The 25857-nt window shown below is 58.0% G+C and carries 18 protein-coding genes and 4 pseudogenes; 8 read left to right on the top strand and 14 right to left on the bottom strand.

The annotated features are described in order from the left end of the window. Positions 1–23 precede the first annotated feature (23 nt). Positions 24–1082, bottom strand: coding sequence for an NAD-dependent epimerase/dehydratase family protein (locus FPZ52_RS12225; RefSeq protein WP_146365888.1), 1059 nt, complete (start codon positions 1080–1082; stop codon positions 24–26). A 412-nt stretch (positions 1083–1494) separates the two neighbouring features. On the opposite strand from FPZ52_RS12225, the gene FPZ52_RS12220 reads away from it, so the two are divergent. Beyond that, entirely contained in the window at positions 1495–2940 is a 1446-nt protein-coding gene (locus tag FPZ52_RS12220; protein WP_168201346.1) for an oligosaccharide flippase family protein, read from the top strand. 17 nt (positions 2941–2957) lie between these two features. Continuing rightward, the gene (locus FPZ52_RS12215; protein WP_146365886.1) at positions 2958–3950 is read left to right on the top strand and encodes a glycosyltransferase family A protein; all 993 of its coding nucleotides are present in this window, start codon (positions 2958–2960) and stop codon (positions 3948–3950) included. Here FPZ52_RS12215 and FPZ52_RS12210 read toward each other — a convergent pair. Beyond that, positions 3947–5188 (bottom strand): polysaccharide pyruvyl transferase family protein, encoded by a 1242-nt coding sequence (locus tag FPZ52_RS12210; protein WP_168201345.1) that lies wholly within the window; start codon positions 5186–5188, stop codon positions 3947–3949. The genes FPZ52_RS12215 and FPZ52_RS12210 overlap by 4 nt on opposite strands. A gap of 252 nt (positions 5189–5440) precedes the next feature. Here FPZ52_RS12210 and FPZ52_RS12205 point away from each other — a divergent pair, with 252 nt between their 5' ends. From FPZ52_RS12205 to FPZ52_RS12195, 3 genes are all read left to right on the top strand, one after another. Continuing rightward, a complete protein-coding gene (locus FPZ52_RS12205) occupies positions 5441–6640 on the top strand; it encodes a glycosyltransferase family 4 protein (protein ID WP_168201344.1) in 1200 nt (399 codons plus the stop codon). A gap of 112 nt (positions 6641–6752) precedes the next feature. Then, positions 6753–8162, top strand: a complete 1410-nt coding sequence (locus tag FPZ52_RS12200; protein ID WP_146366119.1) for a glutamate-1-semialdehyde 2,1-aminomutase — start codon at positions 6753–6755, stop codon at positions 8160–8162. Positions 8163–8251: 89 nt separating this feature from the next. Then, positions 8252–9520 carry a glycoside hydrolase family 140 protein gene (locus FPZ52_RS12195; RefSeq protein WP_168201343.1) on the top strand — a complete coding sequence of 423 codons (1269 nt, stop codon included), beginning with the start codon at positions 8252–8254 and terminating at the stop codon, positions 9518–9520. Between the two features lie 105 nt (positions 9521–9625). Here the strand turns inward: FPZ52_RS12195 and gmd are convergent, their stop codons facing one another. Further along, entirely contained in the window at positions 9626–10747 is a 1122-nt protein-coding gene (gmd, locus tag FPZ52_RS12190; protein WP_146365882.1) for a GDP-mannose 4,6-dehydratase, read from the bottom strand. A gap of 188 nt (positions 10748–10935) precedes the next feature. Here gmd and fcl point away from each other — a divergent pair, with 188 nt between their 5' ends. Beyond that, positions 10936–11910 carry a GDP-L-fucose synthase gene (gene fcl, locus FPZ52_RS12185; RefSeq protein WP_146365881.1) on the top strand — a complete coding sequence of 325 codons (975 nt, stop codon included), beginning with the start codon at positions 10936–10938 and terminating at the stop codon, positions 11908–11910. 786 nt (positions 11911–12696) lie between these two features. Here fcl and groL read toward each other — a convergent pair. The 5 genes and pseudogenes from groL to FPZ52_RS19250 all read right to left on the bottom strand — a co-directional run. Further along, on the bottom strand, positions 12697–14322 hold the full coding sequence (gene groL, locus FPZ52_RS12180; protein WP_146365880.1) for a chaperonin GroEL: 1626 nt from the start codon (positions 14320–14322) through the stop codon (positions 12697–12699). Positions 14323–14359: 37 nt separating this feature from the next. Beyond that, a complete protein-coding gene (locus FPZ52_RS12175; protein WP_146365879.1) occupies positions 14360–14644 on the bottom strand; it encodes a co-chaperone GroES in 285 nt (94 codons plus the stop codon). Between the two features lie 91 nt (positions 14645–14735). Beyond that, on the bottom strand, positions 14736–14873 hold the full coding sequence (locus FPZ52_RS18960) for a hypothetical protein (RefSeq protein ID WP_168201342.1): 138 nt from the start codon (positions 14871–14873) through the stop codon (positions 14736–14738). 332 nt (positions 14874–15205) lie between these two features. Then, complete coding sequence (locus FPZ52_RS12170; protein WP_146365878.1) at positions 15206–15454, bottom strand: EF-hand domain-containing protein; 249 nt, start codon at positions 15452–15454, stop codon at positions 15206–15208. A gap of 264 nt (positions 15455–15718) precedes the next feature. Then, a pseudogene (locus tag FPZ52_RS19250) lies at positions 15719–15955 on the bottom strand (integrase); the annotation flags it as partial. A 44-nt stretch (positions 15956–15999) separates the two neighbouring features. Between FPZ52_RS19250 and FPZ52_RS12160 the strand changes: the two are divergent. Both FPZ52_RS12160 and FPZ52_RS19245 read left to right on the top strand, forming a co-directional pair. Continuing rightward, the gene (locus tag FPZ52_RS12160) at positions 16000–18351 is read left to right on the top strand and encodes an arylsulfatase (RefSeq protein ID WP_146365877.1); all 2352 of its coding nucleotides are present in this window, start codon (positions 16000–16002) and stop codon (positions 18349–18351) included. A 123-nt stretch (positions 18352–18474) separates the two neighbouring features. Then, positions 18475–18918 (top strand): annotated as a pseudogene (locus FPZ52_RS19245) (IS6 family transposase); the annotation flags it as partial. 305 nt (positions 18919–19223) lie between these two features. Here FPZ52_RS19245 and FPZ52_RS12145 read toward each other — a convergent pair. The 6 genes and pseudogenes from FPZ52_RS12145 to FPZ52_RS12120 all read right to left on the bottom strand — a co-directional run bounded on the left by FPZ52_RS12145 (position 19224) and on the right by FPZ52_RS12120 (position 25857). After that, positions 19224–20537 (bottom strand): annotated as a pseudogene (locus tag FPZ52_RS12145) (type II toxin-antitoxin system HipA family toxin). Continuing rightward, a complete protein-coding gene (locus FPZ52_RS12140) occupies positions 20537–20824 on the bottom strand; it encodes a helix-turn-helix domain-containing protein (protein WP_146365874.1) in 288 nt (95 codons plus the stop codon). Before FPZ52_RS12140 ends, FPZ52_RS12145 begins: the two are co-directional and overlap by 1 nt. Positions 20825–20962: 138 nt before the next feature. Then, positions 20963–21353: pseudogene (gene tnpA / locus FPZ52_RS12135) on the bottom strand (IS200/IS605 family transposase). A gap of 41 nt (positions 21354–21394) precedes the next feature. After that, positions 21395–22945: a hydantoinase B/oxoprolinase family protein gene (locus FPZ52_RS12130; protein ID WP_146365873.1), complete on the bottom strand. Its 1551-nt coding sequence runs from the start codon at positions 22943–22945 to the stop codon at positions 21395–21397. A 1-nt stretch (position 22946) separates the two neighbouring features. Further along, positions 22947–24032, bottom strand: coding sequence for a M24 family metallopeptidase (locus FPZ52_RS12125; RefSeq protein ID WP_146365872.1), 1086 nt, complete (start codon positions 24030–24032; stop codon positions 22947–22949). Positions 24033–24198: 166 nt separating this feature from the next. Beyond that, positions 24199–25857 carry a hydantoinase B/oxoprolinase family protein gene (locus FPZ52_RS12120; protein WP_146365871.1) on the bottom strand — a complete coding sequence of 553 codons (1659 nt, stop codon included), beginning with the start codon at positions 25855–25857 and terminating at the stop codon, positions 24199–24201.

Here is a 25857-nt window from a genome sequence, read left to right as displayed (position 1 = left end):
TGTCGGACCGGGCCATTCCCATTTCAAGCGCTTTCCGCGATCGATGCCACTGACGGACGTACCCGTAGCTCGGTGTCAATCACGCCTGTCTGTATCAGCTTGCGAATATGTCCGATCCGCTGGTAGCGCGGGCTTTCGAAATCCTCGGCTGACAGGGGGGCTGTTCCATAGGCCGCATAAAGCTGCTGCGCACCAGCCCGCGCATCCCATTTCGGGCGCGCGTCAGGAAAAACTGTGGCGAGCTTTCCAAAATCAACGCGGTAAGACCGTGTGTCAGGACCTGCATCCGACGCAAATTCAAGGCTGCAGCCTGGCACCACTTCTGCTACGATTTCGGCTATATCGCGGATGCGATAGTTGTGCTCCGTTGCGCCCACATTGAAGGCTTCGCGCCAAACCAGTTCTGTCGGAGCCTCCAGCACGGCAAGAAAGGCCCGCGAGATATCTTCGATATGGACGATTGGGCGAAGCGGGCTTCCGTCTGACTTCAGCAGGATGACGCCTTCGGCCGCGGCCCAGGCCACGAGGTTGTTGAGTACGATATCGAAACGAAGGCGGGGCGACAGCCCGTATGCGGTGGCAGGGCGCAGGAACGTAGGGCAGAACGTGTCGTCGGCCAAAAGCGCAATATCACGCTCGGCCAATACCTTGGATCGACCATAGGCCGTTACCGGGTTCAACTTGCCTGCTTCGTCAATCAACTTGTCGCCCGAGCGCCCGTAGTTGCTGCAAGAAGAGGCAAGCAAGAACCTTTGCACACCTGCTGCCTTGGCGGCACGTGCCATACGGACGCTGCCGAGATGATTGATGTCGAGCGTGACTTGTTCGTTGAGATTGCCAAGAGGATCATTGGACAACGCGGCAAGATGGATCACCGCGTCGAACCCTGCGAGATGCGATGGTTCTACATCGCGGACATCTTGATTGATCGTCGGAATGTCAGGGACTTCCCCGCCGGGCGCGTAACTGCAATGCTTGTATAGATCTATGTCCAAGCCGGTTATGTCATGCCCATGCCGGGCGAGGATTGGCGTCATGACCGTGCCGATGTAACCTTGATTGCCAGTGACCAGAACGCGCATGAGGATGGTTCCTTCCGTTTTGAACAGCTGTTTGCGGCACCTGCATGTGCAGTCCGCATACAAGACTTTCAGATAGGACGTCGCGATTGCGAACACCTCCATTCACGACCCTCGGCATACGCCTTTCGGCGTAGGAAAAGCATGGTCGATGCCGCCAAAGTTCGCTGTCTATGGCAAGGAAAAGGTCGTATCGGGCAGATGAGGAGATCGGCGGCGATGCGCTGGCGGGCGAAACGGCCGAGTTCGCTAGGGCCGGCTCATCCTTTTGTCGGACCGACGTCTCCGAAGAGAGGGGGCCGCGGCTTCGTTACTCCTGATAACCTGCCTTCGTGAAGCTGAGCCTTACGCTGGACAAACCGGATCTTGTAAGCTGTCAGGCTTCGTTGTTTGCGCCAAGAGGATGACCGGGTTGATGCGCCGCGCATTTGTGTTCGCGAATATTGAGCAATACTTTGTTACGCTCATCGGCTTTATCAACCTCTTCATTGTTGCCCGGCTGCTGAGCCCGGAAGAGATCGGCATCGCAGCGATCGGCGTGAGCCTCGCAACGATTGCCCTGACCGTCAAAGAATTTGTCAGTTCCGACTTTCTTATCCAGAGACCTTCGTTGTCGAGCGCTGACACCGCCACCGCGTTCAGCATGATGGCGGCGGTCAGCCTCGGGATCTCCGCATTCCTGCTTTTAATCGCAAGCTGGGTGGAAACGATCTATTCTCAGCCGGGTTTAGCAGCGTTCCTCAGGATCATGAGTATTGCAGCCGTGTTCGAGGCTTTCTTCGCCCCGTTTCAGGCGATGGTGCGGAGAGACATGGCGTTTTCGACATTGGCATGGGTAAGCGCGACGGGCGCCGCAGCAACGGGTGGCGTCACCATTGCCTGCGCGTTGTCGGATTTTGGCTTTATGAGCATCGCATACGGCCATGCGTCAGGCGCATTCATCAAGGCCATTTGCGCCATCAGCATCCGGCCCGGCGTCATCCCTCGGCGACCATCCTTTGCACAGTGGCGGGCCGTCGTATCCTTCGGGAGCAGCATGGGATCAATCTCAGTGCTGGACCGGATTTATGTATCCATGCCACAGCTTATTCTTGGGCGTACCATGCCGGTTTCAGCCGTAGGCTACTACAATCGTGCCAGCGTATTGTGCGCCATACCCGACCGTTTCATGATGTCTGCGGTTTTTTCGTTCGCATATCCGGCGCTCGCGGCCAGCATACGCGCGGGCGGGGACGCTTGTGCGGCCTATCTGCGAGCACAAAGCTATATATCTGTCGTCTATTGTCCTGCGTTGGCAATGACGGCACTTTTGGCCGATCCCATCGTTACGTTTGCGCTTGGCCCGGGATGGGACACCGTTATCCCATTGGTTCGCATCCTGTCCTTAGCCAGCATCTTCTGGTTTCCTATAATCGTCACGCAGCCGATGTTGTTTGCTCTTGGCGCCAATCGCAGTGCAATGATAGCGTCTTTCGCCGGTCGCGGTGTCGGCATGGTCGTTCTGGGCGGCGCGAGCTTTATCGGGTTGATGGCGCTGGCCTATGGTCAGTTCTTGGCTATCCCATTCTACGCACTTGTTTCGTTGTTTGTCGCGCATCGACATGTCCGGTTTTCATGGGCGGAACTCGCTTGGGTCACGTCGCAAAGCCTGGTGGTGCTTGCCTGCACCGTGCTCGTCCCAACCCTGTTTCTTGTACTGTACGGCGAAGGCCTGAGCATGGGGCTCATTCACGCTGTCATATGTGCTGCTCTTGCCGCTTCCGGTTGGTTGTTTGGCATCGTTGTCACGCGCCACCCAATCCGTACCGAACTACGCATACTGACGTCCTATGCGCGGCGCTCGGTCCTCAGAAACTCCTGAAAGTCGAAGGATCAACCATGTCGAGCTTCGATATCGTCATTCCCAACTATAACTACGGACGCTATCTGCGTGCGTGTGTTGAAAGTGTGCTCTCGCAGGATGTTAGTGATCTTCGCGTTCTGATTATAGACAACGCTTCAACCGATGAAAGCAGCCAGATAGCCAAAACACTCGCGAATGCAGATTCACGGGTAGAAATCCGGCTTAGAGATCGAAACCTCGGGCCTCATGCCTCATTCAATGAAGGCATAGACTGGGCCAGATCCGACTATTTCCTTATCCTTTGTTCAGACGATATGCTGATGCCGGGTGCGCTTCGTCGGGCGGGGGAGGTTCTGGATAGCGATCCCGCAATTGTCTTCTGTCATGGCCGTGACCTGCCTGTCACCTCGGACGATTTTGTATTGCCCGATGGTATTGCCGCTGAACGCGCGGAGTGGAGACGCATCTCCGGGCGGGATCTCATAGCATCCTTCTGCAGACTGGGGGTTTTCCAGTTATCGGGGGCCACACTTATCGTCAGAACATCCAGTCAGAAGGCAGCAGGATACTATCGAGAAGAACTACCCCATAGCGACGATTATGATCTCTGGCTGCGACTTGCCCTGCTCGGCGACGTGGCAGCGCTTGAAAACACCCAGGCCATTGACCGCCAACACCCGATGCGGCGCTCCGGGCCGCTTCAGCAATACCAGTTAGCCCATATCGTCCACACTGAGGCAGCTGCGAACTGCTTCTTCACGCATGAAGGTGCGGCGATGCAGGATTCGGCACGTCTGCACAGGAAGGCACAACATGCCTTTACGTCGCGCGCATATTGGTCGGCCATCTCGACATGGTCGCGCGGCGATCAGGGCGCAGCAGATCTGATGCGGTTTGCGCTGGGTCGGCGCCCGCTATCCGGAGTCATTCCCCCTTTCACCTACCTGCTAGGGCGCCCTGATCGCCGGGCACGTATCAGATCGGGTGTTGACGCGCTGTTTCGCCGGATTGCGAGACCAGGCAACTAAAGAGAACAGTGCGCATTCTCGACAGAGGGGTGTGTTCGCTTCGCGGGCGCGGGGACCAGCCCGAGCATGGCGTACAAGTGTTCTTCCTGTTCGCTCAAGTCCGCTTGCGCCTCCTGCAGAAACCGGCTGATATGCCAAACCACCTGCTCGCGCTCCGCCAACAGGTCATCCAGCCCCGACAGAATATCCTTGGGCTCGAACGTCTCGATATGATGGCAGTACGATCCCAGGCCCGCGCGTTCTAGCACGACGTCATTCTTGTCTGCGTACCCAATGGAAAGCGTTGGTTTCATCATGGATAACGCGCAAACCACATTGTGAAACCTTGTCGCTATCACCGCATCGCAATCTGATATCAAAGACTTGATTCCCATGAGTGAACAATGTTGCGGTGCTGTGATGATACCTTGTTGGCGGAGCTCCCCGGACCTATCGACACGCTCAAGCGTGGCCTCCAGGGCTTCGATATCACTGGCGTCGCCACCGAGTAGGCGCACTCTCCAACCCTTCGCAACCAGACCGCCGACCAGCACCTCTATCTTATCCAGATATTCATCAAAGGTGGACCGACTCTGCGGAGCACCTTTGCGCCAGCCGCAATAAGTCATCAGACCCAGACATATTGTCGGCGGTCCCGCAGTCACGGATTCGGGGGATGGGAGGCTGAAGGCCAGATCCGGATAAACGGGATCATTGGAAACCTTGACGCCGATGGAGCTCATGAAGCTTCTGGACCTGTCGTCTCGATAGGAACGATATGTGCTGAGTTTTGCTGCCCTGGTCAGGAACCAGCGGCTTAACCGTCCATGTATGGGGCCGGCACCTATGCTCACAAGGGCCAAGCTTGCGCCGCGAAGGCGTGCGGCTACACACCACCGCAGCAACACATAAGGCCAGCCAAAAGCATGATCCTGGAAATCATCAAGGATTCCCGTGCCCGGAATGATGACTGCGTCGACACCCTTGCAGCCGTACCACGCTGCCAACAATGTACGAAGCTTGCCGGGCACCCCGAGCGCGACGCGATCAAGAACGCTGAACAGGCGCGACCGCGGTGCCGTCGCGCTAATTGAGATCGCTTCGATGCCGAGCCGTTCCCGAACGACATCAGGATTGCTGCATATGCAGATCAGATCGGGCGATGGGCATTCTCGTTTCAGGACCCCGACCATCGCCTCCAGCGATCCATCATTGCCGAAATTACCGGATCCGAACTGTCCGAGAAGTGCGATCTTCACATTCGGCCTCCTGATCGTGTGTGCCGCACCGGGCATCTTTATGCGGCACACACCTGGTAAACTGCGTCAAGGAAACACCACGCGAAATACCGCCATTCGATGGTTGCGAAGCATCGAAGGGGTCAAGGCGCAGTCAAACGGATTAGAACTTCTTCCAATGCGTCAATGCTTCGACCGGCTCGCACGGATAGAATTCGACTGACCGGCTTTGAGAGCAGGAATCATCGAGCGGAGAAGGAGGCAGAAGATACCGTGAAATTCGCATTCTTCGTTCTGCCACATCTTGGCGGCACATTCTCGGTTTTCCTGCAGCTACGAGCCACGTTGGCGCGGCACGGAATCGAACTGATCTGGATAGGATCGGTCAATCGATTGGAACTGGAGGAAAACGCAAGCCTTGCGCCCTTACTGGATTGTGGTGTGCCCATTGCGCCAACGGAAGATACCAGGCAGGCGGCTCAGGCATGGGCAATTGCGGAGGCTATATCAGCCGTGCACTGTGACGGCGTCATGGTAAATGTCCTGTCCGACCGGGTGTCCACCAACCTGGTGCGCTACCTGCCTGCATCGCTGCTTCGGATCATGATCGTTCATAATATGACACCGGGTACTTATGCAGCGGCCCGTGCAATACGCGATCACGTTCATGCCACGGTCTGCGTGAGCCAGCGTGCAAAGGATGACCTGCTTAACCATTACGGATTTGATCAATCACGTATCCACGTGATCGAAAACGCGGTGACGTTGCACGAGCAATCGATGCGATCGGAACGTAGAAGCGAGCAAGACACCCTGCGGGTTCTGTATCTGGGTCGAATTGAAGATGCATCGAAAGGCGTTTTGTGGCTGCCCCGGATTTTCGATAACGTCACCCAGCCTGTGTCGCTGACAGTCGCGGGCGACGGACCGGACATGGACCGATTGAGGCGGAGCCTCGCTACGAAGCCATACCAGGTTACTTTTCTTGGCGCGCTTCCGTCTTCGAAGGTTCCACAGGTCTTGGCGGACCACGATGCTCTGATAATGCCTTCGCGATATGAAGGTCTGCCGATGTCGCTGATCGAGGGGATGTCCGCAGGATGTATTCCCGTCGCGTCGTACATCCGAGGCGTTACTGATACAATCATCGACGACCGCCGCGATGGTTTGCTGTTTCCTGTCGGTGATTGCCAAGCTGCCGCGCGGTGCCTGGACACGCTTGCTGCGAACCCGGTCTGGTGCGACGGGCTTTCAGCATCTGCAATTGAAAAAGCCCGAAGTCACTATCGTGCGGATAGAATGGGCGCAGACTACGCGAGACTAATATTTACACTACGCGCCAATCCGCCTCGGATTCGGCCATCTCTCTCTCTGGCCGGCTGGAGATTTCCGCTAGGCCTGCGACCTGGACTTAGAACCTACCTTCCGACGCCAATCAAGAACACCTTGCGCAGAATTCGCGCACGCACTTGAAACGTCACAATCTACCACTTTCGATGATGCATTGCGTCGATTGGGGCGATTGGATCAACGCGCGACCCGCTGGCATGCTGCGACAGACTTGACGGAGTAGTGACACATGCAAATGGAAGAAATTTCGCGCGTTCGCGGTTCCGGAAACGACGCTAAGCCAGCTGATGACCGACGCTATCAAATGTCGCGAAAGCTTCAGCGACGTGCGCATGAAATCATTCCCGGCGGGGCCCATACCTACGCCAAGGGTGACGACCAGTATCCGGTTCTTGCACCCGGTTTCCTGGCGAAAGGCCAAGGCTGCCATGTCTGGGACGTCGACGGGCACGAATATATAGAGTTCGGCCTGGGCAATCGCGCCATCGGCCTGGGGCACTGTTTCGAGCGTGTCACCAACGCGGCGCGTAAGGCGCTGGATATCGGTTGTAACTTCACCCGTCCAACCCCGTACGAGATCGAATGTGCAGAGATCTTCCTTGAATCCATCCCTACGGCCGAGATGGTTAAGTTTTGCAAAAACGGGTCGGACGCGACCTCCGGCGCCATGCGGCTTGCCAGAGCATATACGGGCCGTGAGAGAATCGCTATATGCGGAGATCACCCGTTTTTTTCAACGGATGACTGGTTCATCGGTACTACGCCCGTCAATTCAGGTGTGCCCGAAGCGATAAAAGCGCTCACCTTGTCGTTTCGCTACGGCGATCTCGAGGATGCCAGGGCACTGTTCGACGATCATCCGGGCGAAATCGCCGCTGTTATCCTGGAACCATCGCGAGGCGACGATCCGCCAACCGGATATCTTGCTGCATTGCGCGAGCTTGCCCATGAACATGGCGCGTTGTTCGTTCTCGACGAGATGATCACGGGATTCCGTTGGGATCTACACGGGGGACAGGGACTCTACGGGGTAAAACCCGACCTGTCATGTTTTGGCAAAGCGATGGCCAACGGATTCTCAGTTTCGGCCCTGTGCGGGAAGCGCGATATCATGCGGCTGGGTGGTTTGGAGCATGACGACAGGCCGCGTGTTTTCCTGCTGTCGACGACCCATGGCGCCGAAACCCATGCACTCGTCGCCGCGACAGAGACGATGCGGGTCTATCAGGATGAGCCGGTCATCGAACACCTTTACGCAATGGGTGCGCTGTTGCGACGGGAAACGGAAGCCGCCATTGCACGACGAGGAATGGGCGATTTCGTCAAAATCGTCGGACGGGACTGCTGCCTTGCGTTCCAAACGCTCGACGCCGACGGGGCATCATCACAAGCCTTTCGGTCCTTGTTCCTGCAAGAAACCATTCGCAGGGGAATTATCGCCCCGTCCTTGACCGTAAGCTACAGTCACGCCGAAAGCGATATCAGTGCCGCTGTTTCTGCTATCGATGGAGCGCTCGCCATCTATGAACGCGCACTGTACGATGGAGTGGAAAAACATCTGATCGGGCGCCCGTCGCATGTGGTCTATCGTCGCTACAACTTGGCGAACAAGGCGAGCGGATTGGACCAACCGGGTGCGCAATGACATCCTTCGCAATCCTGCTGATCCGAAGCGTGATACCAGCTTGTTTATGCGGGATGCTCGCGATGGCGGCCTCCGGTAACGAGGAAACGATGCCAACGAGGTTTTCGTTGGCCGTTTCAGCAGACAAGACGCACCTTGTAGACAAGAATGGCCGGCCGTTCTTTATAAACGGCGATGCCGCGTGGTCACTGATTGCCGAGTTGACACTGGACGAGGCCGAACACTACCTGCAAGATCGAAAAGCGCGAGGCTTCAATGCGCTTCTCGTCAGCCTCATCGAACATCACTACAGTTCTAATCCGCCGAACAATATCTATGGGGATCCGCCTTTTACGAAACCGGATAGTTTCGATCAGCCCGATGCCGCCTACTTCAATCATGCGCACGATGTCTTGGAACGTGCCCAAGCTCTCGGCTTTGTGGTGTTCCTTGCGCCGTCATATATTGGCGTGAACTATGGTTCGGATGGCTGGTACAGGGAAATGGTCGAAAACGGACCCGAAAGTTTATCAGTATATGCTGACTTCGTCGTGAGGCGCTTTGCCGATCTCGACAATATCATCTGGACACATGGCGGAGACTGGGACGCGCCGGACAAGACCCTTATCAATGCCATGGCGGAGGCCATCGCTGCCGCCGACCCCGACGCTCTGCAAACCGTTCACTCGAACCGCGATACGGTAACTGCGGATCTGTGGAAGGATGCCTCATGGCTCGATATAGACACGGCTTATACCTACGGGGATACAGCCAGGAAAGTGCAAGAGCATCTGCGCGGAGACTATGGGCTGCCAGTCATCTTGATCGAAAGCCTGTATGAAAATGAACGAGGGACAACGACGCAGATGCTGCGCGAGGCGGCTTATGGCGCCGTAGTGGCCGGGGCTGCAGGGACTTTTTTTGGAAACAACCCCATCTGGAATTTCAATGGTCGAGAGTTGTTTGAAACCGACCGCGCGTGGCAAGAAGAACTTTCGAGTCCCGGCGCCCAAAGCATGACTCATATGCGTGCATTTTTCGAATCCATTCCTTGGTGGAAGCTGCGCGCTGACGATAGTCGTGGGCTTTGCGGCTTTCTTTCCCAGCGGTCCGGGAATAGATGCGCTGCAACGCAGGATCGGCGACTATCGGTCATCTATATGTCTCGTGTCCGGTCGATCCAGGTGTCGCCCGAAGGCTTTGCTGACGGGCCGATTTGCGGCGACTGGTACGACCCAAGAACCGGTCATTCTCATGTAGCGTTCGAGAGTCTGCATGCGGGATCAAACCGGATCGATGTCCGGCCAGATGCATCAATGGAGGATGACTGGCTGCTCGTGCTCTCGGTCTGTGAGACGGATCCCTTCACTGCGAATTGAAACACACGTTCACGCCCCCTACCCCCCTCAGCGTGAACGGAAAGTGTAAAGGGTGATCTGGTGGACGCGTGAACCACGAACCGAGTCAGGTCGGCCGGGCCGCACTCAATAGTCTTCAATGCAGATTGGGATGTCGTACCCATGGCGTTTCAGGAGGGCGTGCCGCTGCGCTGCTTTCAGGTCTTCTGCAACCATTTCGGCGCACATCTGCTGCGCGGAAATCTCGGGTGTCCATCCGAGCTTTTCCTTAGCCTTGGTTGGGTCTCCGAGCAGTGTCTCGACCTCTGTCGGGCGGAAGTAACGCGGGTCGATGCGGACGATCACATCACCAACGGAAACCCCCGGTGCGGCTTGCCCCGTTATGTCGGCAACCACGGCGGTTTCGTCAACTCCACTGCCACGGAATTCCAGCGATACACCCAGCTCTGCAGCCGACCAGACAAGGAAATCTCGAACCGAATATTGCAGACCCGTCGCAACCACGAAATCATCCGGTTGCTCTTGCTGTAACATCAACCATTGCATGCGCACATAGTCTTTCGCATGGCCCCAATCGCGCAGCGCATCAATGTTGCCGATGTAGAGGCAGGTTTCCAGCCCTTGAGCGATATTGGCAAGTCCACGGGTTATCTTACGGGTTACGAAGGTTTCTCCACGACGGGGGGACTCGTGATTGAACAGGATGCCGTTGCATGCGAAGAGGCCATAAGCCTCACGGTAATTCACGGTGATCCAGTATGCATACAGCTTTGCCGCAGCATAGGGAGAACGGGGGTAGAAGGGAGTGGTCTCACTTTGAGGCGTTTCCCGCACCAGGCCATAGAGTTCCGAGGTCGATGCCTGGTAGAATCGCGTTTTGCGTTCCAAGCCCAAGAAGCGAATAGCCTCCAGTAGCCTCAACGTGCCAACCGCATCGACGTCAGCCGTATATTCTGGTGCCTCGAAGCTGACTGCAACGTGACTTTGCGCACCAAGGTTATAGACCTCATCAGGTTGCACTTCTGACAATATTCGCGTCAAGTTCGAGGTATCGCTAAGATCGCCGTAATGCAGCCTGAACTTTGCGTGGTCCACATGCGGATCCTGATAGAGATGATCAATCCGTTGGGTGTTGAATAACGAGGCCCGCCGTTTGATGCCATGAACTTCGTAACCTTTATCGAGCAGCAATTCCGCTAGATAAGAGCCGTCTTGCCCTGTAATACCGGTAATGAGAGCTTTTTTCATCGGCTGTTTATCCCGCGTCCCGTAATCTGCGACCGGGTTCCTTGTGCGATCGCGGCAGGACAACCATGCCGCGAGACACGATTGCGTCAAATACCTCGGACGGTTAGTTTCAACCTATTCATACGGACCTGACCGCAGAGCAAAAACTAAGTCTAAATAAGTATGCTATATCCGGAAAAGGGCTGAGTATGCGGATTTTCGTAGCTGGTCACGGTGGAATGGTAGGCAGCGCCATTCTACGGAAATTGCAAGCACGTCAGCAGGCCGGACAAGATGTCACCCCGCTTACACGTAGCCACGGGGAACTCGACCTGACTGATCAGGTTGCGGTACGAAGTTTCTTTCAGGATGAACGTCCCGACGCGGTTATATTAGCGGCTGCAAAAGTCGGCGGAATCCTTGCAAACGATCTCTATCCCGCGCAGTTCATATACGAAAACCTCATGATTCAGAGCAACGTTGTCCATCAGGCTTACGCAGCCGGTGTACAAAAGCTTTTGCAACTCGGCAGCTCCTGTATCTACCCCAAGTTCGCACCCCAGCCGATGAGCGAAGACATGTTGCTTACCGGCCCTCTTGAACCCACAAACGAACCCTATGCAGTTGCCAAGATCTCGGGCATCAAGCTTTGCGAAAGCTATAACCGGCAATACGGAACCGATTACCGCTCGATCATGCCGACCAACTTGTACGGGCCGGGCGACAATTTCCATCCTGAAAACTCGCATGTTCTTCCCGCATTGATAAGGCGCTTCCATCAGGCGGTGCAGGAAGAAGCAGAGGAAGTCGTCGTCTGGGGATCCGGGTCTCCAAGACGAGAGTTCCTGCACGTCGACGACATGGCAGAGGCCGCACTCTTCGTTCTGGATCTCGAGCCAGAAACCTACCGCAGAGAAACGCAGGAAATGATGAGCCACCTCAACGTAGGCTCGGGCGTCGATGTATCCATTCGCGAACTGGCCGAAATGATAGCCCGTGTCATTGGGTTTGCGGGACGTGTAGTTTTTGACACATCGAAACCCGATGGCACGCCTCGCAAATTGATGGATGTCAGCCGGCTGACCCGCCTGGGCTGGACGGCGTCTGTCGGGCTGGAGGACGGAATCTCGATGACCTATCAATGGTTTCTCAATCATCATGATGATCGGTTACGGGAAAAGTAAAAGCGCAAGGGCGAGGTCACTTCGAGCAGCTTGCGGTGTCGCACTAACCTCGGGACGGCTGCGCCTGAAAGGGCATAGACGGCGATCAGGCAGATCTTTCCCTGTCACAGTCGTATAAATCGCTCAATCTGCCTCACACGCTGCCGCTGATGGCGTAACCAATAAGGGCCGCGCATAGCGAAGGGTTTTGACAACCATTGCAGCCTGAGCCCTGACAATGCCAGCAGCGGCTTTATCCTGCGCTTGGAAATGGGCAACCTTGACTGGTCCTGGCCGCTTTCTTCCAGACTGATTCCGCGGATGGCAATGCCGAATGTCGCCAGATGATCTCCGGCCGTTCCCATCCATCGAGATCTGCGCACCGGTTCGACGCAGCCGGCCCGTCCAGGCGCAGGACGTGAACCGTGATCCTTGGTCGGTATTCATTATCTCGGGCGGCCCTTCGTAACCGTACCATTGTGACCGCCCGCAACATTCGAAAGACCCTGGCATCAGGATTCATTGAATTTCAGTGCGCTGCGTGATGCACTGCTCAGACGACGGAGCAGTGACATGAGCGACCTATATTGGCCGGGCGATGGCCAGATAGCGAGACTTGCCCCTGTCTTTCCGACGCCGCACGGCAAGCCTCAGGTCGATGACAACAGGTGTTGAGCGAGATTATCGTCATCAATCACAATGGCTTGCGCTGTCGAGATATCCCCGAAGCTTACGCACCACACGACATGAATCCTGACCTTAGGATGGAATGCGGGCCGAGCCCACAAGCCATCCTTGGGTAAACACCTACATCATGCTGTCCATATCGGCCATTTCATTGTTACCCGATTTCGTCGGCCGTTCGGCAATCATCGCCTCGGTTGTCACGAGCAACCCTGCGACAGAGGCTGCGTATTGGAGTGCAATCCGCACAACTTTCGTGGGATCGATGACGCCCGCCTTAAGCATGTCGCCATAAGTGTCAGCCTGAGCATCGTACCCGAACGTCTTGCTGGCGTTCTCGACGATCTTGCCAGCAACCACCGATCCGTCGACGCCCGCATTCTCGGCGATCTGCCGCAGCGGTGACTGCAGGGCTTTGCGAATGATCGCGATGCCAGCCGTCTGGTCCGCGTTGTCACCCGTAAGATCGGCCAGCACTTTGCCGGCATGAACCAAGGCAACGCCACCGCCGGGAACGACACCTTCCTGAACGGCCGCACGGGTCGCGTTCAAGGCGTCATCGACGCGGTCCTTGCGTTCCTTCACTTCGATCTCGGTCGCTCCGCCAACCTTGATAACGGCGACCCCGCCTGCGAGTTTCGCGAGACGTTCCTGCAGCTTTTCCTTGTCGTAGTCCGATGTCGTGTCTTCAATCTGCATGCGGATCTGGGCCACCCGCGCAGCAATGGCTTCCTTGTCACCTGCCCCATCGATCACGGTCGTTGTGTCCTTGGTGATCGTGATTTTCTTGGCGACACCGAGCATGTCCAAAGTGACATTTTCGAGCTTGACGCCAAGTTCTTCGGCAATCACCTGGCCACCTGTAAGGATGGCGAGATCTTCCAGCATCGCCTTGCGACGATCCCCAAAACCGGGGGCCTTGACGCCTGCAACCTTCAGGCCACCACGGAGTTTGTTGACCACGAGCATGGCGAGAGCTTCGCCATCGATATCTTCAGCAACAACCAAAAGCTGCTTGTCAGCCTGCATGACCGCCTCAAGCAACGGTACCATTGGCGCCAGCGAGGTCAGTTTCTTGTCGTGCATCAGGATGACACAATCTTCGAGGTTCGCTGTCATTTTTTCGGCTTCGGTGACGAAATACGGGCTGAGATAGCCACGATCGAACTGCATGCCTTCGACAACTTCGGTCTCGGTCTCGAGACCCTTGTTTTCCTCGATCGTGATGACGCCTTCATTGCCGACTTTCGCCATCGCATCTGCGATCTGTTGACCAATCGCAGTTTCGCCATTGGCCGATATCGTGCCAACCTTTGCGATCTCATCCGTGTCGCCAACCGGACGGGACATCTCCTTGATCTCAGCGACAACTGCGGCCACGGCCTTGTCGATGCCACGCTTGAGGTCCATCGGGTTCATTCCCGCGGCAACCGATTTCATGCCTTCCTTGATGATGGCTTGCGCCAGAACTGTTGCGGTGGTCGTGCCGTCGCCAGCCTCGTCATTGGTGCGCGATGCGACATCCTTGACCATCTGCGCGCCCATGTTCTCGAACGGATCAGACAGGGTGATTTCCTTGGCGACGGTCACACCGTCCTTCGTGATTCGTGGCGCACCCCAGGATTTGTCCAGAACCACATTGCGGCCCTTGGGGCCAAGCGTCACCTTGACGGCATTGGCGAGTGTATTGATGCCCTTGAACATGCGGCCACGGGAATCCGCGCCAAATTTGACTTCTTTTGCAGACATGTTGGTAATCCTAAAAATAAGGGGAGGACAGAGGTGGTCAGGCGAGCATGCCCAGAATGTCGCTCTCCTTCATGATCATCAGGTCTTCACCGTCGATCTTGATGTCACTGCCGGACCATTTGCCGAACAGGGTTCTGTCGCCATACTTGACGTCCATGGCAATCCGGTCGCCGTCATCGTTCCGTGCGACTGCGCCCACGGCCATTATTTCGCCTTCAGAGGGCTTCTCCTTGGCGGTATCGGGGAAGATCAGGCCACCCTTCGTCTTTTCGTCGCCTTCGATACGACGAACCAGAACGCGGTCGTGGAGAGGTGTAAACATGGTGGAAACTCTCCTTCTGAAAACTTCCGGTTGAGCGTGGCCTGGTTGATGATGCAATGGCACTCGCCACATGTGAGTGCCATTGCCTAGGTTACTTCAGCTTCTTGCCGCCGATCTCCAGAGCAGGCTTGTTTGCAAGGGAGTTTGCTGTGGCCGAAACCTTCGGTTTCTCCTGCTTCGGCTTCTTGGCTTCCTTGTTGCCGCGTTTGCCGTGTTTATCGTTCTTCATGTTCGTTCCCTTCAGGGTTGGCTGGTTTCATGTCGCAAAGTCGATATGTTCGATTTCGAGCACCCCGGCCCGGGTGGGTGGAAGACTTTATGCGGCGCCGCTCGCAAAATCCCGCATTTGAGACATCTTGTCTTCGACCATGGTCATGCGGTGGCGAGTCACATCGATGATGCGGCTCAGTGCGACGGGGCACCGGCATGCCCAATCTGTGCGGTCGGCACAATTATGCGTCGGCTGACCTTGGGATCCTTCAAAAGCGTCTCGATTGTCATGGCATAAGACCCTTCTGAACCTTTCATGCATCTGCATTGCACGTGCTCCACCTACTGGTGTTAAATGCCCGACTCGATGTCCGGCAGCATCTCGGTCTCGACCGCGATCATCATTTCTTCATCGTTCACGAAGCCATCGACGTCCGTGTCGATTTCCAGAAACAGAAATTCGGAGAGTTCGGGGAACACGGCTTGAAGTTCAGCGAGGGATGCTTTTCCGTCCCCGTCGGTATCGATCTCAGTGCTCATGGCATGAGCGGAGAAGGCTACGAAGGTCGCGAGAAGAGTGCCAATGACGACTCTACTCATTTTTCTCTCCATCAGAGATGTGGCGATCCGGATCGGGTCGCCTGATAGAAAAATGGCTGCGACCCGAGTGGAAAACAAGGCTCTCCAAATAATTATCATTTCCATGCTGATCAGGTAATGGCGGAATTATCGGACCGCCAACGAGGGTACCGCTGCTGCCGATGGCTTTATTGTCAGTTGTTCGGGGACTGCAGCCGACACAAAGCTACCCAAGCGGCCCTAACCGCTTGAGCATTTCGAGGGAACGCCATGCTGCGGACACGACGATTTTCGCGTTCCATCGGTGATCTCGAAGCGGTGTGGCTTTGGTGTCTTGCTTTGGATGATCGAGGCGCGCTCCTTCACCTGACCAGCCGCGTAGACGTCGGCGACCTTCAACTTCACCAGATCACAGCCCCTCGACTTGATGTCGACGGGCAGATTGAACAGCGTGAGGTCGCGGACATTGTTTGCGATGGTCGTAAGGAATGAATCGTTCCAAGATTCGGGTTTTGGTGCGATAGTAGGCTTCCGGGCAGATGCCGCCCGGTTGGGGAGGGATCGTTATGAGGTACTGGCTTGCAAGCGCCGTGTGCCTGGTTTGCGTCGCCGGTCTGGGCGGCGAGGGTGCCAACGCGCAGCAGGACACCTTCAACCGGACGATCCTGCCGGTTCTCGCGCCGGAGCGACCGACCTATGACATCCTGGACGCGCGCGACGCTACGCCGCCACCGCGCTTCGAGGTAACCGCTCCGGAGGACGCGCCCAACATCGTCATCATCCTGATCGATGACATCGGGTTCGGGGGGCCGAGCACGTTCGGCGGTCCTATCGAAACACCTACGCTCGACGCGCTGGCGGCAGAAGGGTTGCAGTTCGTCAACTTCCACACGACCGCGCTCTGCTCACCAACGCGCAACGCGCTCAAAACGGGCCGCAACCACCACACGACCAACACCGGCTCGATCATGGAGACGGCAACGGCCTTCCCTGGCAATACCGGTCAGGTACCGAACAGCGTGGCTCCCCTCGCCGAGATGCTGAGGCTGAACGGCTACAGCACGGGCGCGTTCGGCAAGTGGCACGAGACGGCGGCTTGGGAGACGAGCGTGTCTGGGCCGTTCGACCGCTGGCCGACACACCAGGGTTTCGACAAGTTCTATGGATTCATCGGGGGCGAAACGGACCAGTGGTATCCGCTGGTCTATGACGGCGTGACGAAGGTGACCCCGCCCGATTTCGAGGGCTATCACTTCACAGTCGACATGACGAACCAGGCGATACAGTGGATGAAGGCGCAGCAGTCGCTGACCCCGGAGAAGCCGTTCTTCATGTATTTCGCCACCGGCGCGGTCCATGCGCCGCACCACGTTCCCAAGGCCTGGGCCGACCGCTACGCCGGCAAGTTCGACCAGGGCTGGGATGCGGTTCGGGAGGAGACGCTCGCACGGCAGATCGATGCGGGGATCGTCCCCGAGGGGACGGACCTGCCGCCCCGCCCCGAAGACCTCGCAGCCTGGGACACGCTTGACGAAGACTCTCGGCGGCTCTTCACGCGTCAGGCGGAGGTCTTCGCCGGCTTCCTCTCCCACACCGACGATCAGATCGGGCGGGTGGTCGACGCGCTCGACGGGATCGGCGAACTCGACAACACGCTGATCTTCTACATTGCGGGCGACAACGGCACGAGCGCCGAGGGCGGATTCGTCGGCATGTTCAATGAGATGACCTACTTCAACCAGGTGACCGAGAGCGTTGACGACCTTCTTCCCCGGATCGACGAGTGGGGCGGTCCGTTCACGTTTCCGCACATGGCGGCGGGCTGGGCCATCGCCTTCGACAGTCCGTTCGGCTGGGCCAAGCAGGTCGCGTCCGACTTCGGAGGCACGCGGAACGGAATGGTGGTGCACTGGCCGGAGGGCCTCGACGGCCCCGGCGTCCGCAGGCAGTTCTCGCACGTGATCGACGTCGCGCCGACCATTCTGGAGGCAGCCGGGCTGCCGGAGCCCAGGGTCGTCAACGGAACCCCGCAAATCCCGATGGAAGGGACGAGCTTTTTCTACGCCTTCAACGATGCGGCGGCGCCGGAGCGGCACACGACCCAGTACTTCGAGATCTTCGGGAACCGCGCGATCTACCGCGACGGCTGGTTCGCGAGAACCATCCACCGCGCACCTTGGCAGACCGGCGAGCAGAAGCCTCTGGCCGAGGACACCTGGGAGCTGTTCGACACCCGAAACGATTTCAGCCTCGCCCACGACCTGTCCGCCGACCACCCGAGGAAGCTCGAGGAGCTCAAGGACGTGTTCATGGAGGAAGCGCGGAAGCACCATGTCCTGCCGATCGACGATCGCGTCGTGGAACGGGTCAACCCCGCGCTGGCCGGTCGTCCCGATGTGATGGCCGGTCGGACGTCCCTCACGCTTTATCCGGGGATGGACGGAATGCTCGAGAACACGTTCATCAACGTCAAGAATGCGTCCTTGAGCATCACGGCCGATGTCGACATCCCCGAAGGCGGCGCCGACGGCGTCATCCTCGCCCAAGGCGGCCGCTTCGGCGGCTGGTCGCTGTACATGGACGAGGGACGGCCGGTCTACGCCTACAACTGGCTCGGGCTTGAGCGGTTCAGCGTCGAGGCGCCCGACCCGCTGCCGGCCGGAGAGACCCAGATCGTTCTCGACTTCGCCTATGACGGCGATGGCCTCGGCAAGGGCGGCCTCGCCACGCTCTTCGTCAACGGCGACGCGGTGGCGTCGGGGCGGATCGGGAAGACCCAGCCGCTGGTCTTCTCGGCGGACGAGACAGCCGATGTCGGCCTGGACAACCAGACGCCCGTCGTCGAGGGCATCGGCATCGGGCGGGACGACACCCGATTCACCGGTACGATCAGCAGCGTCGTCGTCAAGATCGACTGACGACGATATTCGGCTCTATCGCAAGAATCTAGGCTGGATTTGAGTTGCGATGCTTTCGTAGTTGCGATCGACTGATCATATCGGGCAGCAGCTGCGAACCTGAACCCGCAGGGATATCGTCAAATGATCACGTTCATAGGAGCGCATTATCCCAGGTCAGTGACCCTGTACGCGGTGTTCTTCTACGTGCACTTCGCGGTGTCGTATCAGGAACTCGAGATTATCCTGGTTGAACGCGGTGTGCCTGTTTTCCACGCCACGCTGAACTGATGGGGCGTGAAAGGCGTCCCGCAAATTGCGCGGCAGGCACAACGGCGTAAACGCCAAATAATCAGTTCCTGGCGGATGGATGAAACCTAACTCAAAGTGAAGGGACGCTGGTGCTACATGTACCGTGCCGTCGACAAGCATGGCGATACCGTTGATTTCATGTTGTCAGAACGTCATGACACCGCAGCAGTTCGGCGTTTCTGCAACCGCAGGATTGAGACGAACGGCGCGCCCGGGAAGGTCTTGATCGACAAAAGCGGTGCCAACATGGCAGGGTTTCCAGCGCCCAATGTGGTCGACATGGACCAACTGACGCGCAAAATTGAATATGCACATGCGGCCTTGGCAAAGGACTGGACCAACGGCATTGACAACACAGAGCACTGGTATTTCGAACCCGAGCGCCACTTCGGGATGGACGTCAACGGTTTGACGTTTGATCTCAGATCGAACGATGATACGCGGACGGAAACGCGTATCATCGTCGAAATTGCAGCCGCGTTCTATTGATCCGCGTGGCGGGAGTTTTCCACCACTTCACAAAGGCATACTCGGGCACCCGGGCCGTCTCCCTTTCGGCAGCCGGATCGCCCGGCTGTGCGTCATCTCCCGGGATCGTGGTCAGCGATAGCCTGATAGCGCCGGGCGGCATTCGCGAGCACGGCCTGTCTGACCTCCTCCGGGAAGTCGGGCGGCAGCTCTTCGGCAACACGATCAAAGGCCTGCACGCCGACCTCCCGAAACCGCGCGAAGACGCTCTCGATCAGCGTATCGCCGAGTCCGGAAGCGCGCGGCAGTCTCGGCAAAATGCCGCGGATGAACCTGGTCGATCCGGTAATGCCTATTCCGACCCCGGACCGCCATGGCCAGCTGCATCTGCTGACGACGGATCTGGTTGGCTTCGAGCGCGGGATCGGCGCTGAGAATGTCGTAAAGCGGCGTCATCCTGTAACCCCCCGGCCCAAGAAAGAACGAGAAATTCTTCGCGTGACCATCGGTTGCGCCAAGCATCAGAGAAGCTGGGCTGCAAAGAAGGTTTCTCGATCTTTGCCCGCCTGCGATGATCCGAGCAGCAGGTCAAGACAGTCCGAGATGCCCGGACCGCCCTCCTGCTCGTATTTCAGCGACGAGGCCACGCCGAGTGCCTGGCAGAAATCCTCCTGCGGCAGGCGCAAACGTCGTCCTCGGGATGTGACCCTGTCGAACCGCTCCACAACGAGCGCATCGACATCCCCGAAGCTCTCAATCCAGGCCTCGTTCACATCGAACCCGAAAGCGCGGGCGACACGCAGGCAAAGAAATTCGTTCTCGAGGCTCGTCGACATGTCGATGCCGTGCTGCAGGCGGCCCATCCGTGTCTTGAATATATGGGTGGTCGCCGTCAGCCCGTGCGGGATGTGCCAGTCCCCGTCCAGGCGTAACAGCGCCGTCTTTTCCTGAGCGCCCGCAACAGAAACGCGGAAGGCTTGATCGTCTCCGAGTCCGAGCGGGTTGCGGTCCAGATTGGCGAGGATGTTGCGGATACGGTCATCGTCGGCGGGCTCGCTTTCGATTGCGAACGGGTCGCCCGGATCGGCTCCCTCCGGCACGAACTGGAGCGCGCCGACGCAGTCGCGGCCGATGACGGCCAGCAGCGAATATGGATCGGTGCCGTGCGCACCCATACGCTCTGCTACCGTCCGTCGCAGTCCTTCGTTGTCCGGCAAGAGGTTGTCGAAAACCGCTAAAACCTGCGGACCACTCTGAAGCTCGGGTCGCAACGGCAAGGATAGGGAAACCGGAAAAACGTTCTCCCAATCGAGCCAGCTCCCGTCGTACCGAAAGAACGTTGCCCCGTCAGCTTGTCTTAGCAGGAGACCACAGCGCCTGCCATTCACGTAGACGGCCAGGCCGGCATGTTTCGGTCTGCGTCCCATCAGAAGATGTCCTCGATCCCCTTGTCCGGATCACCGGGACCGCTGTCACGCGCGCTGAGGGTCAGGTCGAGGCCGAGGGCCGACAACAGTACGAAAAGCGTATCTATGTTGGGCTTGACCGCACCTGACTCGATCCGCGAGATATGATGAGCCCGTATTCCGGCAACCTTCGCAAGCGCGGTCTGGGTCAGGCCGCGCACCTTTCGGGCGTGCCGCAACGCTTCGGCAAGCTCGGGGGCGGAGCGAGTGCGTTGTGGGCGCAAGACCATGTCCGGTTCGCTGGGCATTCTTCACTTCCATGCATATCTTGGCTTATGCCAAATCGTGTATATTCTATGTTTATACCATATGATGCATATTTCTAGATTATACAAGTTCGTGTATAAGCAGCACAGTCAACGACACACCCGCTGACGCCGGTGGCATCATTTGGCAGAATGTAATTCCAGATACTGCAGGATGACCTCGTCGGTCACATTGCCCGAGGTGGTCGAGAAGTATCCGCGCGCCCAGAACCGCCTGCCCCAGTAGCGCTTGCGCAATTCGGGAATCTCCATCTGGATGCGACGCGACGACCGGCCCTTGATCCGCTGCATGACGTCCGACAGCGCGAGCTTCGGCGGGAACGGCAGAAACATATGGATATGATCTCGCGCCAGCACCCCCGCGCACGATATGGACACCCATTTCGTCGCAGCTCTGCCGGATGATCTGTCGGATCCGGTCGCGCATCGGTCCCTGAAGAACCGCGTATCGGTATGTTGTGGCCCAAACAGGAAAGGGCCAACTCACCCTGCGGGTCGCTTTGCGCAACATCGTCTCCTCAACCCACTACACTTCGGTGTTTCGAGTGCCGCTCAGCCGTAGTCGCCGCCATTGGCTGTTTCGACCCAGACTTCATCCCCGGCCCGCAGCTTGTAACCGCTGACAAAGTCGCGGCGCTCGGAACTGCCATCCGGGTGATTGACGGTCAGCGCGTTGGTGTTTTGCGTCGTGGCTTCGGTAGCCGGCCATACCGGGACCTTTGCACGGCTGTAACCTGCTGACAGGATCGCGTCATCACGCATGCGATAGCGTATGGATACGCCGCGACCGCCCTTGTGAACCGCCACGCTGTCGGATCGCTCGCGCAAACGCTTGTGCAGAACGTCGATTCCGTAGCGGGCTTCGCAGATTTCGACCGGGCAATTGAAGGTATCGCCATGATTGCTGGAATACATGGCGTCGAGGCCATCGCGATCCGCAGTTGCACCCCATCCGCCCATTTGTGGTTCCACCATCGTGTAACGACGTCCGGTATCGGGGTGCTGTCCTGCGATGACCGTTCCACAGATGGATGCGAAATGCCCCATCGGCAGGCGGTCCGGCAAAGCATGCGCCATGCATTGCCACAGCATATCGAACAGCCGGATTCGGGTTTCAAAGTAGTAACCCTGCGCTGCGGTCTCGCCAGCGTCGAAAACGGTGCCGTGATCGGTCAGGACCTCCAGCGGTACAAACGACCCGGAATTGGCATAACGGTCAGGATCGCAGAGAGCCTTGAAGATCATCTGGCAAGAGATCACAGCGCCATCGCGGCTGGTGTTGTAGGGGGCGGCCTTCTGATCGGGGTTGCCGCGCAGATCGACCAGGAAGGTGTCGTCGGAAATGGTGATGGTAGCGTGCCAGTCGCTCCCGTCATCCTGCTTTTCCGTTATCTCGAAGCTTCCCTTGGGCAGTTTGGCCAGCCCCTTGCGCGCACGCGCCTCGCCTTCTTCCAGGGCATTTTCGATGGCGTCCTGGAACAGCTCTGGGCCGTGGGCACGTAGCAGGTGGATGATCTGGCTTTCGGCCTTGTTGCTGGCGGCAACCTGTGCCCACAGATCGCCGCGCACAAAATCGGGAAGGCGCGAGTTCGACTCGATAATGTCGAAAACCGGTTGAAGCTTCCGACCCTTCGCAAAAAGCTTTACCGCAGGCAGGCGCAGCCCTTCGGCGAAGATTTCGGTGACGTCGGTTGCCATGGATCCGGGAACCTTGCCTCCGATGTCGCCCCAATGGGCGATCGACGCGGTCCACGCCATGCACTTGTCCTCGAAGAACACCGGCTTGGCGATCACAACATCGTTGAGATGAGTCACGCCGCCGAAATTCGGATCGTTGGTGATGAATACGTCGCCTTCATGGATGTTGTCCCGGTGGATTTCGATGATGCGACGCACGGCCTTGTCGAGAACCCCGACGAAGGTCGGGATCCCCGCACCGGAGCTGACGAGATTTCCTTCGCCATCCGTCACGCCGGTCCCGACATCGAGCACTTCGTAGATGATCGGGCTCATCGCGGTCTTGGCGAGGACGGCGAACATTTCTTCCGCAGCGGCGCCCAACGACGCCTGGATGACGGTCAACGTGAACGGGTCATGGGTCATGTCAGATCACCTTCAGGTCACGGGGCAATTCGGACAGGATTTCCGGCCCGTCGCTTCGCAGGATCACGATGTCTTCAAGGCGAATTCCAAACCGGCCCGGAATGTAGATCCCGGGTTCGATGGAGAACACCATACCTTCTTCAAGGATCGTCTGCGACACGGAGGTCAGATAGGGCTGTTCGTGCACTTCGACGCCCATCCCGTGGCCCGTGCGGTGAACGAAGTATTCGCCATAGCCAGCCTCGGTAATTACACCACGCGCTGCGTCGTCCACTTCGTGTGCCTTGACACCAGGACGTGCCGCTTTCATTGCCGCCTGCACGGCGGCTTCCACGATGGCGTGCACCTCTTCATACCCTACCGGGGGCGTCCCCAGAACGGCCATGCGCGTCATGTCGCTGGAATAGCTATAGCTATCCATGCCGCCGCCGATATCCATGACAACGGAATCGCCGTCCTTGAGCACCGTGTCGCCGGTCTGGTGATGAGGAAATGCGCCGTTTCCACCGGTTCCGACGATGGAAAAGAGCGGCTTGGCGCCTTGCGCGGTGAACTCGGCGCGAATGATCTGTGCGACCTCGAGCTCTGTCATGCCGGGCTTCATCGCGGCCCAGCCCGCACGCATCGCCTTGTCGGCGATCAGGGCATTGCGCTTGAGAACATCGAATTCAGCCGCGTCCTTGCGCATCCGTAATGCGCCGATGGTCGTGGCGGAAAACTCCCGCGCGGCGTGGGGCAACGCATCCTGAACCAGGGCGGCGAAATCCGCACGCATCGTTTCGTCAAGCGCGATCCGTTGCGCATCCGCCGCGTTCAGCGATACCAGAAGGTCATTGAAGGCGCTCACGGGACCTTCGGCATCCGTCCAGTTGAAAAAAGGCAGATCGGTCTGGGCGCGCGTGCCTTCTGCATTCAGCGCGGGCATCAGGAAGGCGGCACCCGTAGCTGACACGCAGGCTAGGCAGGGGCGCTCATCCGGGTGGGGGTGGAATCCCAGCAGCCAATCCATATGCGCCCCCGGCCCGATGGCGACGAGATCGACGCTTTCGGCGGCCATGCGTTCGCGCAGCATATCTAGTCTGTTCATTTGTCTTCCTCCTGTCAGGCGACGTGTCTTGTTAACCGCAGTGCCGCATCGCGGGCGCCGCGGCTGTCTGTCAATTGGATGGCACGGCTCCGCGATAGTGTCCGCAAGCCGCGGTATCTTCTGCCCGTGTCGGATCAGGATGCGTATTTCACGGCTCGCGCATCACTTATTCCGACGTGCCGTAGATTTCGGCAGCCCGTTCCGGCGTGAGTAATCCGGCGCGAAGATCCTGTTTCACGGCAGCCGGGTCACGTCGCTTGGGATCGCCATACCCCGCCCCGCTTGACGTAACGATGCGGATGACGTCATCGGTATTCACCGCCAATTCCGAGACGAAGGAATATTTCTCGGTCTCGCCTGACTTGCGGATCACCTCGACATAGTTGCCGGAGCCTTCTTCGCCGCCATTCAGCGACCACGGCTTGATCCTTGCGCGCGTGTAGCCGGCCGTCAAAAAGCCGTTATCGGTTCTTATCCGGTATTCCAGTTTCAGCCCTCGGCCACCAATGAACTGCCCTTCACCGCCCGGTTCGGTGTTCAGTTCCATCCGGTCGACGATCAGGCCATTGCGGGCTTCCGATATCTCTGCGGGCGTGTTGTAGGTTTCTCCATGAAAACCGGAGAAAATACAGCTGTTTCCGTCACGACCTTCCCATGCGCCCCATCCGCCAATCTGGGGTTCGATGATGGTGTATTGCCGACCGGTATCGGGATGGATGCCGCCAATGAATGTCCCGCAGATCGACGCGAAATGGCCGGCAGGCAGGCGCTCAGCCACATGCGGCGCAAGGCATCGCCAGATCAGGTCGTAAACGCGGACTTCCGTTTCGAAGTAGAACCCGATGGCAGATGGTTCCTTTGCGTGAAAGACCGAGCCTTCGCGCGTAAGAACCTTCAGCGGGCGGAACGAGCCGTCATTGGCAGGTGTGTCCGGATCGGTGAGTGACTTGAACACCATCTGGGCGCAGATCATCGTGCCGTCCTGGCTGGTGTTGGTCGGTCCCTTGTCCTGATCGGGGTTGTCCCGCAGGTCGACGATGAATTCCTCGTCGGTGATCGTGACCTTCACATTGTAGACGCGACCATCATCTTGTTCCTCGGACAACTCGAACGTGCCTTTCGGCAGCTTCTTGAGTTCGGCCAGCGCCGTCTTGCGGCCGAATTCCATGAAACTGTCCATCGCGGCCAGGAACGTGTCGGTGCCATATTTCGTTGCCAGTTCAGACAAGCGTTTCGCGCCGATGCGTACCGATGCGATCGCCGCCCATACGTCGCCCAGAAGGAAATCAGGCATCCGCGAATTCGTGGTGATGATGTCGAGGACCGACTGGATCGGCTCGCCCGCCTCGACCATCTTCACCGCGGGCAGGCGCAGGCCTTCTTGATAGATCTCGGTCGCCTCGCCGGTCAGCGATCCGGGGGCCATGCCGCCCACATCGGAATTATGCGCGATATTGGCAGTCCAGGCGATCAGTTGCCCATCGACAAAGACCGGCATGGCGATGACCAGATCATTCAGATGGGTCACGCCACCGTGATAAGGGTCATTGGTGATAAAAACGTCACCGGGGTTGATGTCGCCCGGCTTGTTGAACTTGCGCAGCAAAGCCTGCACACCCTTGTCGAGTACACCGACGAATGACGGGATCCCCGCACCGGAAGAGGCGATGCGGCCCTGCGCGTCAGTGATCCCGGTGCCCATGTCGAGCACCTCGTAGATGATCGAGCTCATCGCCGTCTTGCGCATCGCGGCGAACATCTCGTCGGCGGCGGCCTGAAGCGAATTCTGGATGATTTCCAGCGTGATCGGATCGTGATCGCTCAT

It is taken from the genome of Qingshengfaniella alkalisoli (assembly GCF_007855645.1).
Taxonomy (GTDB): Bacteria; Pseudomonadota; Alphaproteobacteria; order Rhodobacterales; family Rhodobacteraceae; genus Qingshengfaniella; species Qingshengfaniella alkalisoli.
Note: the sequence above shows the minus strand (reverse complement) of the source record. Positions and strands in the feature narration are given on the sequence as shown.

What these genes read in the sequence shown, in the direction of transcription:
- FPZ52_RS12160 (WP_146365877.1), top strand. Translation starts at nt 16,000, where the DNA reads ATGAGGTACTGGCTTGCAAGCGCCGTGTGCCTGGTTTGCGTCGCCGGT.
- FPZ52_RS12225 (WP_146365888.1), bottom strand. Translation starts at nt 1,082, where the DNA reads ATGCGCGTTCTGGTCACTGGCAATCAAGGTTACATCGGCACGGTCATG.
- FPZ52_RS12140 (WP_146365874.1), bottom strand. Translation starts at nt 20,824, where the DNA reads ATGCCCAGCGAACCGGACATGGTCTTGCGCCCACAACGCACTCGCTCC.
- fcl (WP_146365881.1), top strand. Translation starts at nt 10,936, where the DNA reads ATGCGGATTTTCGTAGCTGGTCACGGTGGAATGGTAGGCAGCGCCATT.
- FPZ52_RS12215 (WP_146365886.1), top strand. Translation starts at nt 2,958, where the DNA reads ATGTCGAGCTTCGATATCGTCATTCCCAACTATAACTACGGACGCTAT.
- FPZ52_RS12200 (WP_146366119.1), top strand. Translation starts at nt 6,753, where the DNA reads ATGGAAGAAATTTCGCGCGTTCGCGGTTCCGGAAACGACGCTAAGCCA.
- groL (WP_146365880.1), bottom strand. Translation starts at nt 14,322, where the DNA reads ATGTCTGCAAAAGAAGTCAAATTTGGCGCGGATTCCCGTGGCCGCATG.
- FPZ52_RS12125 (WP_146365872.1), bottom strand. Translation starts at nt 24,032, where the DNA reads ATGAACAGACTAGATATGCTGCGCGAACGCATGGCCGCCGAAAGCGTC.
- gmd (WP_146365882.1), bottom strand. Translation starts at nt 10,747, where the DNA reads ATGAAAAAAGCTCTCATTACCGGTATTACAGGGCAAGACGGCTCTTAT.
- FPZ52_RS12120 (WP_146365871.1), bottom strand. Translation starts at nt 25,857, where the DNA reads ATGAGCGATCACGATCCGATCACGCTGGAAATCATCCAGAATTCGCTT.
- FPZ52_RS12130 (WP_146365873.1), bottom strand. Translation starts at nt 22,945, where the DNA reads ATGACCCATGACCCGTTCACGTTGACCGTCATCCAGGCGTCGTTGGGC.
- FPZ52_RS12220 (WP_168201346.1), top strand. Translation starts at nt 1,495, where the DNA reads ATGCGCCGCGCATTTGTGTTCGCGAATATTGAGCAATACTTTGTTACG.
- FPZ52_RS12195 (WP_168201343.1), top strand. Translation starts at nt 8,252, where the DNA reads ATGCCAACGAGGTTTTCGTTGGCCGTTTCAGCAGACAAGACGCACCTT.
- FPZ52_RS18960 (WP_168201342.1), bottom strand. Translation starts at nt 14,873, where the DNA reads ATGAAGAACGATAAACACGGCAAACGCGGCAACAAGGAAGCCAAGAAG.
- FPZ52_RS12175 (WP_146365879.1), bottom strand. Translation starts at nt 14,644, where the DNA reads ATGTTTACACCTCTCCACGACCGCGTTCTGGTTCGTCGTATCGAAGGC.
- FPZ52_RS12170 (WP_146365878.1), bottom strand. Translation starts at nt 15,454, where the DNA reads ATGAGTAGAGTCGTCATTGGCACTCTTCTCGCGACCTTCGTAGCCTTC.